Origin of the sequence: Amycolatopsis plumensis (assembly GCF_042652605.1) — a bacterium.
Taxonomy (GTDB): domain Bacteria; phylum Actinomycetota; class Actinomycetes; order Mycobacteriales; family Pseudonocardiaceae; genus Amycolatopsis; species Amycolatopsis plumensis.
Map to the genome: position 1 here is coordinate 8,186,702 of NZ_JBHSJY010000001.1, position 15,757 is coordinate 8,202,458.

At 74.8% G+C, this 15,757-nt stretch carries 15 protein-coding genes; 9 read left to right on the plus strand and 6 right to left on the minus strand.

Annotated elements, in window-relative coordinates; all coding sequences use genetic code 11:
- Positions 1 to 55 precede the first annotated feature (55 nt).
- From ACFPLC_RS39575 to ACFPLC_RS39585, 3 genes are all read right to left on the minus strand, one after another.
- On the minus strand, positions 56 to 1,060 hold the full coding sequence (locus tag ACFPLC_RS39575; RefSeq protein WP_378201440.1) for a DUF5914 domain-containing protein: 1,005 nt from the start codon (positions 1,058 to 1,060) through the stop codon (positions 56 to 58).
- A gap of 106 nt (positions 1,061 to 1,166) precedes the next feature.
- A complete protein-coding gene (locus tag ACFPLC_RS39580; RefSeq protein WP_378201437.1) occupies positions 1,167 to 2,057 on the minus strand; it encodes a MerR family transcriptional regulator in 891 nt (296 codons plus the stop codon).
- A 90-nt stretch (positions 2,058 to 2,147) separates the two neighbouring features.
- Complete coding sequence (locus ACFPLC_RS39585) at positions 2,148 to 3,041, minus strand: YhjD/YihY/BrkB family envelope integrity protein (RefSeq protein ID WP_378201279.1); 894 nt, start codon at positions 3,039 to 3,041, stop codon at positions 2,148 to 2,150.
- A gap of 33 nt (positions 3,042 to 3,074) precedes the next feature.
- On the opposite strand from ACFPLC_RS39585, the gene ACFPLC_RS39590 reads away from it, so the two are divergent.
- On the plus strand, positions 3,075 to 3,728 hold the full coding sequence (locus ACFPLC_RS39590; protein ID WP_378201276.1) for a CDP-alcohol phosphatidyltransferase family protein: 654 nt from the start codon (positions 3,075 to 3,077) through the stop codon (positions 3,726 to 3,728).
- On the opposite strand, the gene ACFPLC_RS39595 is transcribed toward ACFPLC_RS39590, so the two are convergent.
- The 3 genes from ACFPLC_RS39595 to ACFPLC_RS39605 form a co-directional block, all read right to left on the minus strand.
- On the minus strand, positions 3,657 to 5,339 hold the full coding sequence (locus tag ACFPLC_RS39595; protein ID WP_378201273.1) for a phytoene desaturase family protein: 1,683 nt from the start codon (positions 5,337 to 5,339) through the stop codon (positions 3,657 to 3,659). The genes ACFPLC_RS39590 and ACFPLC_RS39595 overlap by 72 nt on opposite strands.
- A gap of 136 nt (positions 5,340 to 5,475) precedes the next feature.
- Positions 5,476 to 6,594, minus strand: a complete 1,119-nt coding sequence (locus ACFPLC_RS39600; protein WP_378201270.1) for a glycosyltransferase family 2 protein — start codon at positions 6,592 to 6,594, stop codon at positions 5,476 to 5,478.
- Positions 6,573 to 7,391, minus strand: coding sequence for a carotenoid biosynthesis protein (locus tag ACFPLC_RS39605; protein WP_378236089.1), 819 nt, complete (start codon positions 7,389 to 7,391; stop codon positions 6,573 to 6,575). Before ACFPLC_RS39605 ends, ACFPLC_RS39600 begins: the two co-directional genes overlap by 22 nt.
- Before the next feature lie 391 nt (positions 7,392 to 7,782).
- Between ACFPLC_RS39605 and ACFPLC_RS39610 the strand changes: the two genes are divergently transcribed.
- Genes ACFPLC_RS39610 through ACFPLC_RS39645 form a run of 8 tightly spaced genes read left to right on the plus strand, consistent with a single transcriptional unit; the run spans position 7,783 to position 15,478 of the window.
- Positions 7,783 to 8,883: a polyprenyl synthetase family protein gene (locus ACFPLC_RS39610; protein ID WP_378201265.1), complete on the plus strand. Its 1,101-nt coding sequence runs from the start codon at positions 7,783 to 7,785 to the stop codon at positions 8,881 to 8,883.
- Positions 8,880 to 10,355, plus strand: coding sequence for a phytoene desaturase family protein (gene crtI, locus ACFPLC_RS39615; RefSeq protein ID WP_378201262.1), 1,476 nt, complete (start codon positions 8,880 to 8,882; stop codon positions 10,353 to 10,355). The genes ACFPLC_RS39610 and crtI overlap by 4 nt, the downstream gene beginning before the upstream one ends.
- Positions 10,352 to 11,314 (plus strand): phytoene/squalene synthase family protein, encoded by a 963-nt coding sequence (locus tag ACFPLC_RS39620; protein WP_378201260.1) that lies wholly within the window; start codon positions 10,352 to 10,354, stop codon positions 11,312 to 11,314. Before crtI ends, ACFPLC_RS39620 begins: the two co-directional genes overlap by 4 nt.
- 1 nt (position 11,315) lies before the next feature.
- Positions 11,316 to 11,657, plus strand: coding sequence for a lycopene cyclase domain-containing protein (locus ACFPLC_RS39625; RefSeq protein WP_378201257.1), 342 nt, complete (start codon positions 11,316 to 11,318; stop codon positions 11,655 to 11,657).
- Positions 11,654 to 11,974 (plus strand): lycopene cyclase domain-containing protein, encoded by a 321-nt coding sequence (locus ACFPLC_RS39630; protein ID WP_378201254.1) that lies wholly within the window; start codon positions 11,654 to 11,656, stop codon positions 11,972 to 11,974. Before ACFPLC_RS39625 ends, ACFPLC_RS39630 begins: the two co-directional genes overlap by 4 nt.
- Positions 11,971 to 12,702, plus strand: coding sequence for a class I SAM-dependent methyltransferase (locus tag ACFPLC_RS39635; protein ID WP_378201251.1), 732 nt, complete (start codon positions 11,971 to 11,973; stop codon positions 12,700 to 12,702). Before ACFPLC_RS39630 ends, ACFPLC_RS39635 begins: the two co-directional genes overlap by 4 nt.
- On the plus strand, positions 12,699 to 14,240 hold the full coding sequence (locus tag ACFPLC_RS39640) for an FAD-dependent oxidoreductase (protein ID WP_378201248.1): 1,542 nt from the start codon (positions 12,699 to 12,701) through the stop codon (positions 14,238 to 14,240). Before ACFPLC_RS39635 ends, ACFPLC_RS39640 begins: the two co-directional genes overlap by 4 nt.
- 5 nt (positions 14,241 to 14,245) lie before the next feature.
- Entirely contained in the window at positions 14,246 to 15,478 is a 1,233-nt protein-coding gene (locus ACFPLC_RS39645; RefSeq protein WP_378201245.1) for an NAD(P)/FAD-dependent oxidoreductase, read from the plus strand.
- The last annotated feature ends 279 nt before the right edge of the window (positions 15,479 to 15,757 follow it).

The window sequence follows — 15,757 nt, forward strand, 5'->3', positions numbered from 1 at the left end:
TTCTGGCGCACCGGGCCGGCGGCCGGGGCGGATAAGGATTGACCCGGCCGGGAGGTCAGTGTGCGCGCAGGGCGTACCGGCGCTCCGCATAGGCCAGATCGTCCCGCCACAACCGCGCGGCAGCCCGGCGCATGAGCGGACGCAACAGCGGCGCGAACCGGGTGGCGTGGGCGAAACCGGGCCGGTCGGACGCGGCGATCGTCGCCTCGATCACGGCCGTGCGCGGGCGGCCGTCGGGACCGGGGCCGAGCGGGGTCGCGTGCGTTTCCACCACGCTGCCCGTGCCCTCACCGTCCACAATGGTCATCAGCACCGTGCGGGGGCCCGGGCAGGTGAACTCGGCGACCACCGGGACACCGATCTTCCCGGCCAGCCGGAACGTCACCTCGACGACGAACCGGTCGTCGGCCTCGGCGACGTCGACGCCCTGCGGCGCCGACAGCACGCGCAGCCGCGCGAACGAGTACGGGTGGAACCAGGCGCCGTGCCACGGGTCGAGGCGGTTGGCGACGACGTCTTCGGGCTCGCAGGTCCCGGTCAGCGTCGCCACGGCGTCGACCGTGGTCCCGGCCGGGCGGACCGGCACGATCGGCCGCTCGGTGGGCGGTTCGCCGCCGATCCGGTCCAGGCGGACCCAGGCGAGCACGCCGTCGTCGTGGGACGGCAGCGCCGTCCACCCCGGACGGCCCGCGCCGACGCGCAGGCCGTGCCACCGGCAGACCAGCTCACCGCAGTGCACGCGCGCCTGCTCGAGGGGCGCGCCGAGGTGGGGGCACGCGCCGGGGCCGACGAGCAGCGCGCCGTCCGGCCCGCGCCACGCGACCAGCTCGCGGCCGCCCACCCGCACCCCGAACGGCCGGTCGGGGCGGATCTCCCGAGCCGCGGCGAAGACGAACCAATTGCCCGACGGGCGGGCGCCCGCCCGCTTGACCGCGGCCTCGATCAGCGCGGGACTGCAGTCGGCGTAGGTGGGCTCCTGGCGCGCCCACGCCGGCTCGCGGAACGGCTGCACCGGCCACCGCGCCGGCCAGCGCTCGATCACCTGCCGCTTGAGGTCCACCGGACGCGCTCCCGCCTGCCACCGCCGGCCGAGGAGGCCGGCACGCGAGTCATCCTCGGGCATGTGGAGCGATTGCGCAACGCTTTCGCGGGTGCCGGGCGCGGGTTCACGCCTTCAGGCGTTCGGTGGCCAGCTCGAGGGCGGCGGCCAGGTCGTTGACCCAGGGGACGTCCCGCTCGATCAGGTTCTCCCAGCCCGGGCCCGCCGTGGCGACGTCGAAGCCACGCCGCCGCAGCCGCCGGGCGAGCAGGTCGTCGGCGGTGCCGGCGGACATCGACCACAGGAACACGACGACCGGATCGAGCTTGGCCGCGACGGCGACCGTCGTCTCGGCGGGCACCATCTGCCCCAGGTGGACCGCCGGGATGCCGACCTCCACCATGGCGGCGCGCAGCACCTCCATCGGCAGGCTGTGCCGCTCCTGCGGGCAGCAGGCCAGCAGCACCACCCGGCCGGGCGGGGTGTTCGCGAAGCCGGCGCCGTAACGCTGCAGCGCCAGGGAGATCTCGCCGGTCAGCGCCCATTCGGCCTCGAAGCAGACGTCGCCGCGCAGCCAGCGGCCGCCGAGGTGGCGCAGCACCGGGACGAGCACCTCGGTCCACGCCGCGGCCGGGCCGAGCGCGTCCAGCGTTTCGTCGAGCAGCGCGGCCAGCGACGCGAAATCGAGGCCCGCCGCGGCGCGTTCCAGCTCTTCGGCCCGCTGTCCGGGGGAAACCTCGGGGACCGCTTCGCCGGCCGGGGAGAACGCCGCGGCGGCGGCTTCCCTGGCCCGCATGCCCCGGTCGATGAGCCGCTGCATGTACTGCAGCCGCCGGACGTCGGCGTCGGTGTAGCGCCGGTGCCGCCCGTCGTCCCGCAGCGTGGGACCGACCCCGTAGCGCGCGGCCCAGGTGCGCAGCGTCACCGGCGAGACGCCGAGCAGCTCGGCGACCTTTCCGGGCGTCCACGAGCCCCCGGCCCGGGGCTCGTCCCGGCCACTCACCGCGTCGACGTCCATCCCCAACGGATACGGCATGCGGCGTCCGTCCGGAACTCCCCCACCCGGGAACCACCCACAGAGAAGCAATTTCGTGACTCAGATCACAGTTTATTCGGCGGACGCGTCGTTTTGCCGCGACCGGGTACCACCCCGGCTCGGTTCCGCATCGATCCCCGCCGCGCCCAGGCGGGTGCGTTCGGCGCTGAGCGTCAGCCGGTAGCCGAACAGGAGCAGCACGTGGAGCAGGTAGAGCCAGAGGATCAACGCCGACACCGCACCGACCGCCGCGAGGCCGCCGAACGGCACACTCCAGTCCAGCGGGATGGCCAGGAACAGGAGGAACCCGTGGAAGAACCCGGCGAGCACGGCCGCCACGGCGAACGCGCCCACCACCAGCGGCCCGCGGCGCACGCCGCGCGGGGCGCCGCCGGCGAACACGATCGCGGTGACCACGGCGATGATCAGCCAGTCGATGTGGAACGACAGCGTGATGCCCCAGAACGTCGCCCAGCCGCCGCGGGTGTAGTGACCGGCCACCGTGTCGGCGGTGGCCAGCGGCGCGATCGCCAGGGTCGGGCCGAGCACGAGGACGGGCACGAACATCAGCCGTCCCCGCCAGCCGACGAGGGCCCCGGCGGGCTGCCCGGCGACCTGGACGAGGCCGCGCAGCAGGCCTTCGCCGTAGAAGGTGGCCGGGAGCAGGGTGACGAGCAGGGCGGTCCACGGCGTGCCGAGCGCGGCCGTGGCCAGGGCTTCGAGCGCCGCTCCCGGCCCGTGTCCGGGCGGCAGCGCGTCCGCCCAGCGGGCGACGCCGTGCCGGACGAACTCCGGCGACCCGAGGACCGCGGCGCCGCGCAGGGCGACGAGCGCGAGCGGGACGACGGCCAGCACGGAGAAGAACGTGACACCGGCGGCCCACAGCGACAGGTCCCGGCCGCGGAGTTCCCGGGCGGCGTCCCGCAGGACGACGCCCGTCCGGCGGGCCACCTCCCGGGCGCTCACGACGGCCCTCCGGCGCTTGAGGAGGACGACGGGGTGGCCGGCTGGTCGCGGGCGCACGCGCACGACGCGTCGGGCAGCGCGCTCGCCGTCGGCTGGCTGCGGGCGATCCACCTGCTGGCCCGTCCGGTGCTGGGCGTGCCGCCCGACGTGCTCACCGGATGCGGGGTGCTCAGCGCGCTGGCCGCGGTCTGGGCCGCTTCGCCGGCCGGTGACGCGCGGTGGCTCGCGGTGGCGGCGATCGTGGCGACCGGGGTGTTCGACGGCCTGGACGGCGCGGTGGCGCTGCGCACCGGCCGCGCCCGCCCGCTGGGCGCGGTGCTCGACGCGGCCGCGGACCGCCTGACGGAACTGTGTTTCGTGGCGGTGCTGCTGGTGCTGGGGGCGCCGGCGGGGTGGTGCGCGGCGATGGCGGTGTTGCTTCTGCTGCACGAGTACGTCCGGGCCCGGGCGCAGGCGGCGGGCCTGCGCGGGCCGGGCGCGATCACCGTGTCGGAGCGCCCGACGCGGCTGATCGTGCCGGCGGTGGCGGTGACCGGGGCGGCACTGGCTCCGGCCGGGACACCGTGGACGGGCTGGCCGTGGGGCACGACGTGCGTGGTGCTGGGGACGGGGTTGTCACTCATCGGCTTGGCCCACCTCTGGGTGGGTGTCGCGCGGGCGTTCGGGCGGGGCGGGGAGCGCGGCTGACGCCGGTGCCGTGAATGACTCTTTCACTGCGTCGGACGCCAGCAATGAGTCATTCACTGCATCCGACGCCAGGAATGAGTCATTCACTGCGTCCGAGCCCGCTGCCGTACCCGGCTGGTTCCGGCGGCGCGGGGGCGGCCCGACCAGCCCCGCCACGATCTCCGCCGACATCGCCACCAGCGGCAGCCCGCCCCCGGGGTGCGCCGACCCGCTCGCGAGGTACAACCCCGGCACCGGCGTCGCGTTCGCGGGGCGCAGCAGGGCCGCGCGCGGGCCGTTCGACGAGGAGCCGTAGATCGCGCCGCCGGGCGCGCCCGCGTCACGCGCCAAGTCCGCCGGCGTGCGGATTTCGCGCCACAGCAACCGGTTCCGCACGTCCAGCCCGCGGGCCGCGAGGAGCTCGAGCACCCGGTCCGCGTAGTCCTCCGCCAACCCCGGCGCCGTCCAGTCGACCCCGGACGGCGGGTCGTGGCGCGGGGCGTTGACCAGCACGAACCAGGCCTCGCAGCCCGGCGGGTGCAGCTGCGGGTCCTCGGGCGCGCAGACGTAGACCGCCGGGTCGCCGACCGGGCGCGGCGCGCGGCCGAAGATCGCGTCGAACTCGGCGTCGTAGCGGGCCGGGAAGAGCACGCGGTGGTGGCTGGGGTCGGGTGTCGTGCCGCGCAAGGCGAGCAGCAGCACGAACCCGGCCAGCGACGGCTGCGTCCGCCGCAGCGCCCGCCGCGGCCGTCGGGCGCGGGGGTCGTCGAGCAGGTCGCCGTAGACGTGGGCTGCGTCGGCGTTGGCCACGACGACCGACGCGGCGAGCCGCTCGCCGTCGGCCAGCCGGACGCCGCGGACACCGGTCGGTCCGGTCTCGATCGCGGTGACCTCGGCGCCCGTCCGGACGTCGGCACCGAGGACGGCGAGCCGCTCTACCAGCGCGTCCGCGAGCCGGCGCAGGCCACCGCGGACGTGCCAGGCGCCGAACTCCTGCTCCACGAACGGGACGACGCTCAGCACGGCGGGCAGCCGCCGCGGGTCGGAGCCGGTGTAGGTGGCGTAGCGGTCCAGCAGCATCCGGGCGCGCGGATCACTCAGCCGGCGGCGCCCGATCCCGCGGAGGGTGCGCCACGGCGCGATCGCCACCAGGTCCCGGACTCCGCCGGCGTGCCTGAGCAGGTCCCGGGTCCCGTGCAGCGGACGGCGCAGCACGGGTTCGCCGACCAGGCCCCAGAGCCGCTCCGCGTCGCGCATCAGCGCGCGCCACTCTGCGCCGGCACCGCCGCCGAAGGCTGCATCGAGCGCGTCGGGCACGGCCGCGCGCTCGTGCGGGACGGCCAGTTCGGTGCCGTCGGCGAACCGGTAGCGGCAGGCCGGATCGACCGGCACGATGTCGACGAGCTCGTCGAGGTCCGCACCGGTGGCGGCGAAGAGTTCGCGGTAGACGGAAGGCAGGGTGAGCAGCGAGGGCCCGGTGTCGAAGGTGAAGCCGTCCCGGGTGTAGGTGCCGAGCTTGCCCCCGCACGACGCCGACCGTTCCAGCACGGTGACCCGGTGCCCGGCCGCGGCGAGCCGGGCCGCGGACGCGAGGCCGCCCATGCCGCCACCCACCACGATGACTCGGCTCATGCGGGTCCTCCGGGCTGGATCGGTTGGCGGTTGGCTGCCAACACCAGACCACCTCCACCCGCTGCCACGGCACTCACGCCGCACCTCCACACGCCACCAGACAGCCCTGCCGACCGACCGCCCGCCGCCACGGCAGTCACGCGGCACCCCCGCCCGGCACCGAGCGGCCCTTCCACGCCAGCCGCCCGGTGGCTCGGGCCCACCAGGACCGGCCGATCAGGGCCGTCAACGTGAGCACCGATGCCGGGTGCGCCAAGCTGTCCGGCCACACCCGCCCGCCGGTTCGCCGGGCCGCCACCACGCGTCCGGCCACCCCGGCCGCGTACCCGGCCAGGCCGGCACGCGATCCGCCCATCGCCGCCACGGCCGGGAGTACCCACACGATCACGAACACCGCGGCGATCGCCGCCGCCGCGGGGGGCGGACCGGTCGCCGACCAGAGGGATTTCGTGTAGCCGTCGCGCAGCTGGGGCCACGTCTCGTACATCCGGCACTCCGCGATGCGGCTGCCGTCGGCGACCACCCCGCGGCCGCCCGCGCGCTTCACCGCGCGCATCAGGGCGATGTCGTCCAGCACCTCGTCCGCGACCGCCGCGAAACCGCCGCACTTGCGCAGCATCGCGGCGTCGATGACGAAGAACTGGCCGTTCGCCGCGGCCAGCGACGGGCGCGGTGACCTCTCGGCGAGCCGCAGCGGCAGCAGCACGAGCCACGACCACTGCAGCAGCGGCTGCACCAGCCGGGCGCCGAGCCCCTCGGCGTGCTGGCGCGGGAACGGCGACACCGCGTCGAGATCCGCCTCGCGCAGCAGGGCAACCGCGGCCGCGACGGCGTCGGGCGCCAGCACGACGTCCGCGTCGACGCAGACCAGCACACTCCCCCGCGCCCGCTGGGCGAGCTGGTGGCACGCGTGCGGTTTGCCCAGCGTTCCCGGCGGCGGCTCGACGCCGGTCAGCAGCGTGACCCGTGACCCGGCGATCCGGCGGACGACCTCCGCTGTCCCGTCACCGGAACAGTCGTCCAGCACCAGGATTTCGGCGTCGTCGAGACCGCGCTGCGCGAGCAGGGACCGCAGGGCCGGGGCGACGCGGTCGGCCTCGTCGCGCAGCGGCAGCAGGATCGACACGGCTTCGCGGCACCGGACCGGCCCCTCCCTCGGCGCCCGGACGATCCGCGCGTTGTAGGCCGCGTGGGCGGCCGCGGCGATCGCCGCCACCGCCGCGGCGCGCACGATCACGCGGACACGCGAGCCCATCGGAATCCCCTCCCCAGCCGGATCGCGAACGGCACGGCCACCGCGCCCATGAGCACGCCGCCGGCGACGGCCACCCACGGCCGTCCGAAGAACGCGAAGTGCGCCCACACCGACGAAAACCACGTCCAGAGGTACAGCGACGGCGCCGGACCGGCGGCCGGGCCCGGGATCGGGTCCGGTGGCCGCGGCACCCAGCGGTGCAGCGCCGCCTGGATGAGGACGGCGACCAGCAGCCAGCCCGCGAAGTTCGTCAGCGGGATGCCGTGGACCAGCGGTAGCGACGGCTCCGGCGAGGCCCACGTCCAGTACCCCTCGTCCACCATCTGCGGATCGAGGAAGACGTCCCACGCCGCCAGCGCGCACGCCGCCACCGTCACCACCCCGGCCGGCTTCCCGGCCAGCGCGCGCCCGGCCAGCAAGGCCGGCCACGCCATCATCAGCCAGGCGAGCGGGACGATGCCCGGCACGCCGGCGAGGGGCCAGCCGAGCACGCCGGTGTATTCGTAGCGCCCGAACGGAAATCCCGTGTGCAGGCCGGTCACCTCGGCCAGCAGCCCGCCGCCGCCCGCGACGGCGGCCAGCGTGACGGCCGCGCGGGCACCGCAGCGGGACCAGGCGTCGGCGAGGGAGGCCCCCGCGAAGCACAACACCGTGAGCACCGTCAGCGGCGTGCGGCCGCCGGGTTCGGTCACCGAGTAGAGGATCTGGCAGAGCACCGCCGCCGCGGCGCAGAGCCAGGCGGTCACTGCGGACGGGGCGAAGTGGAGACGGGTGAATGCGGCAGTCCGCGAAACCATCACGGAGGCAGAATAGACCGGCCGCGAAAGCCACGCCCTCCTCGGTCGCGATTTTTCCGGACACCCCGAAACCGGAGTTTAAGCCCACCGAAAATGGGCATGCGCAGGCATGAATAACACCCGGCGGCGCCCAGGTGTGGGCAGGCGCCGCCGGGTGCGGGGCCCGCGCCCGAGGGGTGGGACCGCGGACCCGCCGGGACGGCGTGTGGCATCGCCACCCGGCCACGGGGAGGTCTGTTCCGATGCAACATCGATCCAGCGCGCTTGAGACGCAGCGAGCGAACCCGGTGGTCTCGCGGAGCTGACCAGCGTGCACCGCGTTCAAGTAGACAAGCTACACCACATGTGAAACGGTTGCGAATCGAATAGGCCGACAGTGGGAGGGCGCCGGATGACCGCGACCATGACGACGGGGGTGGCTCCCGCGGACCACACGCCCGCCGAGCGGCTGGACGCGCTGGCCCGCCGCTGCCTCACCGAGGCGCACGGATTCGTGAGCGCGCGGGCGCGGGAGCACTTTTCCGGGCGCAGCGAAGGGGCGCTCGCGGAAACCGCGGTCCCGGATTTCGTGGCGGGCGGAAAATGCCTCCGTCCGCTTTTCGCGTACGTGGGGTGGCAGTGCGGGCAGCCGGATTCCGACGCCGCGATCCGCGCGGCCGCCGCGCTCGAACTGCTGCACTGCTTCGCCCTCGTCCAGGACGACGTGATGGACGGCTCGACGCTGCGCCGGGGCCGCACGGCGCTGCACACCCGGTTCGCCCGCTGGCACGAGGAGCAGGGCTGGGCGGGCTCGGCGCCGCGGTTCGGCGAGTCCGCCGCGATCCTGTTCGGCGACCTCTTCCTCGTCTGGTCCGAGCAGATGCTGCGCGAAAGCGGGCTGGCCGCGGACCAGCTGGCGCGGGGCTGGCCGCACTACGACGCGATGCGGGCCGAACTGGCCGTCGGCCAGCTCGCCGACCTGGTGAACGACGCGCGGGCGCTGCCCAGCTGGGACACCCTGCTCGACGTCCTGCGCCGCAAGTCCGGCAACTACACGGTCCGGCGGCCGCTGGAGTTCGGCGCCGCGCTGGCCGGCTGCGGCCCGGAGCTGCTGGCCGGGCTGGGCGAGTTCGGCGGGCTGGTGGGCGAGGCGTTCCAGCTCCGCGACGACCTGCTGGGCGTGTTCGGCGACCCGGCCGTCACGGGCAAGCCGGCCGGGCAGGACCTGCGCGAACGCAAGGCTTCCAGCGTGGTCGTGCTCGCCGCGGCGATGGCCGACCGGCGACGGCAGGCCGAGTTCGCCGAGCTGATCGAGCTCGACACGGTGGACGACGAGGCGGTCGCGCGCTGGCGGGAACTCATCGAGGCCACCGGGGCCCGCGACCGCATGGGCGAACTGATCCGCGAACGCGCGGACAAAGCACTGGCGGCGATCGACCCGGCGGTGGTCCCGCACCACGCCGGCGAGCTCCTCGCGGCGCTGGCGGCCCGGTGCACGGAGCGCGACCGATGAAGACCGTGCCCGGACCGGTGAACCGCGTCGTCGTCGTGGGTGCCGGGCTGGCCGGCCTGGCCGCGGCCCTGCACCTCGCCGGACGCGGGCGGGAAGTCACCGTCGTGGAGCGTGATCGGGGCCCCGGCGGCCGTGCCGGGCGCGTCGAGCGGCACGGCTACCTGCTCGACACCGGACCCACCGTGCTGACCATGCCGTCGATCCTGAGCGACACCTTCGCCGCCGTCGGGGCCGAGCTCGCCACCGAGCTGCCGCTGACCCGGCTCGATCCCGCCTACGTCGCCCGGTTCGCCGACGGCAGCACGCTGCCCGTGCACACCGACGCGGCCGCGATGACCGAGGCGGTCCGCGACTTCGCCGGACCGGCCGAAGCCGCGGGCTACACCCGGCTGCGCGCGTGGCTGACCCGGCTCTACCAGGCCGAGTTCGGCCGGTTCATCGACGCGAACATCGACTCCCCGCTCGGCATGCTCCGGCCCGAGCTGGCCCGGCTGGTCGCCCTCGGCGGCTTCCGGCGGCTCGACGGCCAGGTCGGCCGGTTCCTGAAGGACGAGCGCCTCAAGCGCGTGTTCACCTTCCAGGCCCTCTACGCGGGAGAATCGCCGATGCGCGCGCTGGCCCTGTACGCCGTGATCTCCTACATGGACACCGTCGGCGGCGTGTACTTCCCGCCCGGCGGCATCGCGGCCCTGCCGCAGGCGCTCGCCCGCGTCGCGGCCGACGCCGGGGTCAAGTTCGAGTACGGCGACACCGTCAGCGAACTCGAACGCGCCGGGTCCCGCGTCACCGCCGTCCGGACCGCCGCCGGGGTCCGCCATCCCTGTGACGCCGTCGTGCTCACCACCGAACTGCCCGAGAGCTACCGCCTGCTCGGACGGCAGCCGAAGCGGCCGGTACCGCTGCGGGCCGCGCCGTCCGCGCTGATCGTGCACGCCGGCGGCCCCGCGACGGACCCCGAAGTCGCGCACCACACCATCTCCTTCGGGCACGGCTGGCGGTCGACCTTCGACGAGCTCATCACCCAGGGCAGGCGGATGAGCGACCCGTCGCTGCTGATCACCCGGCCGACCGCGACCGATCCCGGGCTCGCCCCGCCCGGGCGCCAGCTCTACTCCGTGCTCGCCCCGGTGCCCAACCTCGACCGCGGCCCCGCCGACTGGGCCGCCGACACCGGCCCCTACGCCGAAGAAGTCCTCGACGTGGCCCGGGCCCGGCTGCTTCCCGGCTTCACCCCGGACTTCACCCACGTCATCGGCCCGGCCGAGTGGGCCGCCCGCGGCCTGGTCGCCGGGACGCCGTTCAGCTACGCCCACTCCTTCGGCCAGACCGGCCCGTTCCGGCCGCGGAACCTGCCCCGCGGGACGGACAACGTCGTCCTGGCCGGCGGGGCCACCGTGCCCGGCGTGGGCGTGCCGACCGTGCTCGTCTCCGGCAGACTGGCTGCCGACCGGCTCACCGGAGGGACCCGATGACCCGACGCGAACTCGACGCCGCCGGCATCCGCGAACCGGGGCTGCGCGCGGCCTACACCTGGTGCCGCGAGCTCAACGCCCGGCACGGCCGCACCTACTTCCTCGCGACGCGGTTGCTGACCCCGGCGCAGCGGCCGGCGATCCACGCGCTCTACGGCTTCGCGCGGTGGCTCGACGACATCGTCGACGAACCGGACGCCGGCGCCACCCCCGAAGCGCTCGACACGCGCCTGCACGAGGTCGAGAAGCGCTTCCTCACCGACCTCGACGCCGGCTGGAGCGACGACCCGCTGCTGACCGCGGTGATCGACACGGCCGCCCGGTACACCCTCGCCAAGGCGTACTTCGAGGCGTTCTTCACGTCGATGCGGATGGACCTCACCGTCGACAGCTACGCCACCCGCGAGGAGCTCGACACCTACGTGCACGGCTCGGCCGAGGTGATCGGCCTCCAGGTCCTGCCGGTGCTCGGCACGGTCGCCCCGCGCGAGGAGGCCGAGCCGCGGGCCGCGGCGCTCGGGAAAGCCTTCCAGCTCACCAACTTCCTGCGTGACGTCGCCGAGGACCTGGACCGCGGCCGCGTCTACCTGCCGTCCGACGAACTCGCCGCGCACGGCGTCGACCGCGACCGGCTCGCGTGGTGTGCCAAGGAAGGCCGGGCCGACCAGCCGGTGCGGGCGGCGATCCGCAACCAGATCGCCGTCACCCGTGACGTCTACGCCGAGGCCGCACCGGGCATCGCCATGCTGCACCCGATCTCGCGCCCGTGCGTGGCCACCGCGGCGCGGTTGTACGGCGGCATCCTCGACCGCATCGAGGACGCCGGCCACGACGTCTTCGCCGGGCGCGCGGCGGTGCCCCGCGGGCAGCGGCTGGCGGTGGCGTGCGGGGCGGTGGCGCGGACGCAGTGGGCCCGGCGGCGGCACCCGGCGCCGTCGCTCCCGATGGCGGTGGGCTGACGTGGGCAAGGCCGAATACCTCGTCGTGCTGGCCGCGTGCGTCCTGGTCACGCTGCCGCTGGAGATCGCCGGGGCGCGGGTCTACCGGCAGCCGCGGCGGCTGGCGCGCGCGGTGCTGCCGGTCGCGCTCGTGTTCCTCGTCTGGGACGTGCTGGCGATCGCCGGCGGCGTCTGGGACTACGCGCCCGAGCACGTCACCGGGATCCGCGCGCCCTTCGCCGTGCCGCTGGAGGAAATCCTGTTCTTCGTGGTGATCCCGATCTGCGGGGTGCTGACCTACGAGATCGTCCAGCTCACCCTCGCGGTGCTCCGGCGGCTCGTCCGGCAGGAGGCCCGCCGGTGATCCCGTGGGGCTACACCGTGCCGGCGGTCGCCGCCGTGGCCGCGGTCGTGCTGGCCGAGCTGGTCCTGCTGCGCACGGGGTTGTTCCGCCGGCCCGCCTACTGGATCACGATCGTCATCGTGACCGCGTTCCAGATCCCGGTCGACGGCTGGCTGACCAAGCTCTCCGACCCGATCGTGCGCTACGCCCCGCAGCACATCAGCGGCCGGCGCTTCCCGTGGGACATCCCGGTCGAGGACTTCCTCTTCGGCTTCGCGCTGGTGACCGCGGTGCTGTTGGTGTGGGAACGATCCGCGGCCCGGGAGGAGCGCGCATGAACGCGATGGCGAAGGACGGTCTCCCGCGCGGTGCGGTGCCGTCGGCCTTCGACACCGAAGCGCGGTGGTACGACAAGCTGGTCGGCGCCAACCCGGGCTACCACGAGCACCTCCGGCTGTCGGCCCGGCGGCTCGGGCTGCCGCCGGACGGGACGGGCCTGCGGCTGCTCGACGCCGGCTGCGGCACCGGCGCGTCGACGGCGGCGCTGGTGTCCGTCGCCCCCGGTGCGGAGGTCACCGCGTTCGACGCCTCCGGCGAGATGCTCGCCCAGGCCCGGGCGAAGGACTGGCCCGAAGGCGTCACCTTCGTCCACACGCCGGTCGAGGACCTCGACGGCGTCTCGGGCCCGTTCGACGCGATCCTGGCGGCGTACCTGCTGCGCAACCTGACCGAGCCGACTCGGCAGCTGCGGCGGCTGCGCGGCCTGCTGCGTCCCGGCGGCCGGATCGCGGTCCACGAGTACTCCGTCCACGACTCGCGGCGCGCCCGGTGGGTGTGGAACGCCGTCTGCGCGGGCGTGATCATCCCGCTCGGGAAGGTCACCACCGGCGACGCGACCCTCTACCGCCACCTGCGCCGCAGCGTCCTGGAATTCGACGGGATCGCCGCGCTCGCCGGCCGGCTCGCCGACGCCGGGTTCACCGACGTCCGCACCGCCTCGATGCCCGGCTGGCAGAACGGCATCGTCCACACCGTCCTGGGAACCAACCCGCAGGAGCACCCGTGACCCGCCCCCTCGGCACCGACCCCCGGATCGAGACGCGGCCGGCCCCGCCCGGCCTGGCCGACGCCACCCTGCTCGGCCACCGCCCGACCGCGGCGGTGATCGGCGGCGGCATCGCCGGCCTCACCGCGGCCACCGGGCTGGCCGAGCGGGGCGTCACCGTCACGCTCTTCGAACGCGACGACCACCTCGGCGGGCGGGTCGGCGGCTGGGCGGACCGGCTGCCGGACGGCACCGGCGTCACCATGAGCCGCGGTTTCCACGCCTTCTTCCGCCAGTACTACAACCTGCGGTCGCTGCTCATGCGCACCGATCCCCGGCTCGACCGGCTGACCCCGCTGGCCGACTACCCGCTGCTGGACGCCCAGGGCCGCACGGACACCTTCGCGGGTCTCCCCCGGACGCCGCCGTGGAACGCGCTGGCGTTCGCCTGGCGCAGCCCGACGTTCACGCGGAAGGACCTGGTGCGCATCAACGGCCGCGGCGCCCTGCCGCTGGCGACGGTCAGCGTCCCGGAGACCTACCACCGGCTCGACACCACCGACGCGGCGAGCTTCCTCGACGCGATCAACTTCCCCGAAGCGGCCAAGCACCTGGCGTTCGAGGTGTTCTCGCGCAGCTTCTTCGCCGATCCGCGCGAACTGTCCGCGGCGGAGCTGGCGACGATGTTCCACCTGTACTTCCTCGGCTCCAGTGAGGGCCTCGTGTTCGACGTGCCGACCGAGCCGTTCCCGCAGGCGCTGTGGGAGCCCCTCGCCGGGTACCTGGCCGATCGGCGGGTCACGATCCGGACCGGCACCCCGGTCGCGGGCCTCGAGCGCACTTCCGGCGGGTTCGCGGTCACGACGCCCCACGAGACCGGGCGGTTCGACACCGTCGTGCTCGCCTGTGACGTGCGGGGACTGCGCGAGATCGTCGCCGCGTCGCCGAGCCTCGGCACGCCGGACTGGCGGGCGGCCGTGGCCGGCTTGCGCACGGCACCGCCGTTCCTGGTCCGCCGGCTGTGGCTCGACCGGCCCGTCGAAGCCACCCGGCCGGCGTTCCTGGGCACCGGGAGCGTGCCACCGCTGGACAACATCAGCCTGCTCGACCGCTACGAGGGCGAGGCACGGCGGTGGGCCGCCCGCACCGGCGGCTCGGTCGTGGAGCTGCACGCCTACGCGGCCACCACCGACGACCGGGAGACGCTGGTGAAGGCCGTCGACGACCGGCTGCACTCGATCTACCCCGAAACCCTGGGCGCACGGGTCACCGCGTCGATTTCCCTGTGGCGCGAGGACTGCCCGCTCTTCGGGCTCGGCGACTTCGCCAGCCGCCCGAAGGTCGTCACGCCGGACCCGGCGCTGGTGCTGGCCGGCGACGGTGTGCGGATCGACCTCCCGGTGGCCCTGATGGAACGGGCGGCCGCGACCGGCTGGGCCGCGGCCAACGCACTCCTCGCGGGGTGGGGACTCGCCGGGCACCCGCTGCGCTCGGTCCCCAACCGCGGCCGGATCGGCCTGCTGAACCGGCTCGCCGCGACGAAGTCCTTCGGCCGGTGAGCGGGATGCCCGAAGTCGTCATCGCCGGCGCCGGGCTCGCCGGGCTGGCCGCCGCCGTCACGCTGCACCGGGCCGGGGTGCCCTGCGTCGTGCTGGAGGCCTCGGACGAGGTCGGCGGCCGCGTGCGCACCGACGTCGTCGACGGCTTCCGCCTCGACCGCGGCTTCCAGATCCTCAACCCGGCCTACCCGGCGATCCGGCGGCTGGTGGACGTCGACGCCCTCGACCTCGGGCGGTTCTGGCGCGCGGTGCGGGTGGCCGACGACGACCGCGTCTCGCTGCTGGGCAACCCGCTGGACACGCCCAAGGCCCTGCGCGACATCGCGGCCCGGCGTTACCTGTCGGCGAAGGACCTGGCCGCGCTCGGCACGCTCTCCGCCCGGGTCGCGGCGGGACCGGTCCAGGCGGTCATCGACCGCGAAGACCGCACGACGGCCGGCGAACTGCGCCGCGCGGGGGTGTCGTCGCGGGCCGTGGAAACCGTGTTCCGGCCGTTCCTGTCCGGGGTGTTCCTGGAACCGGAGCTGAGCACGTCGTCCCGGTTCTTCCAGCTGGTGTGGCGCAGTTTCCTGCGGTCGGCGCCGTCGCTGCCGGCGCTGGGCATGGGCGAGCTCCCGAGGCAGCTCGCCCGGGCCTTGCCGACCTCGGCCGTCCGGCTGGGCACGCCGGTCGAGGAGGTCCGCCCGGGCCGGGTCCGCACGGCGGGTGGCGAGGCGTGGACGGCCCGCGCGGTCGTCGTCGCCACCGACGGCTCCACGGCCGCCCGGCTCACCGGCGTCCCCGAGCCGCGCTGGAACAGCGGGACGACGTGGTACTTCGCCCCGCCGCGGTCACCGCTGCGCGAACCGGTGATCGTGATCGACGCCCGCGGCGGGCCGGTGGTGAACACGAGTGTGGTCAGCGAGGTGTGCCCGACGTACGCCCCACCGGGGGCCGCGCTCGTGAGCGCTTCTGCCTTGACGGCGCTGCCGGAGGACGTCGTGCGCCGGGCGCTGGGCCGGATGTACCGCACCGACGCGACGCGGTGGCCGCTGGTCGCCCGGTACGAGATCGTCCACGGGCTCCCGGCGATGCCACCACCGCACGCACTCCGGCGTGACGTGCGGCTGGGCGAGGGGCTGTACGTGTGCGGCGACCACCGGGACACGAGCTCGCTCCAGGGCGCCCTCGCGTCCGGCACCCGGGCGGCCCGCGCGGTGCTCGCCGACCTCGGCCCAGCGAGCCGGCCGGGCCGCTGAGCCTTCCTCGTTACGACATCCGGGCGGAAATTCGCTGCCCACGCTGCGAAATCGCCCCGGATTCCGGCCATCGGCCCCCACCCATCGTGCCGCTCGACCCCCTCTCCGTCGCTGGATCGAGTGAACTCCGCCCGGCGATCTTCGGTACTCCGGCGCAGTGAAACCCTCGTGCCCGTAGGCCGAACCGGGAGCCGTGACCCGTTGAGCGCCTTGACACAGGGCGCTCCGAGTGACGTTTCCCCGGCTCGCTAACGAATTCCCGGCTTTTCCGTCTTCCCG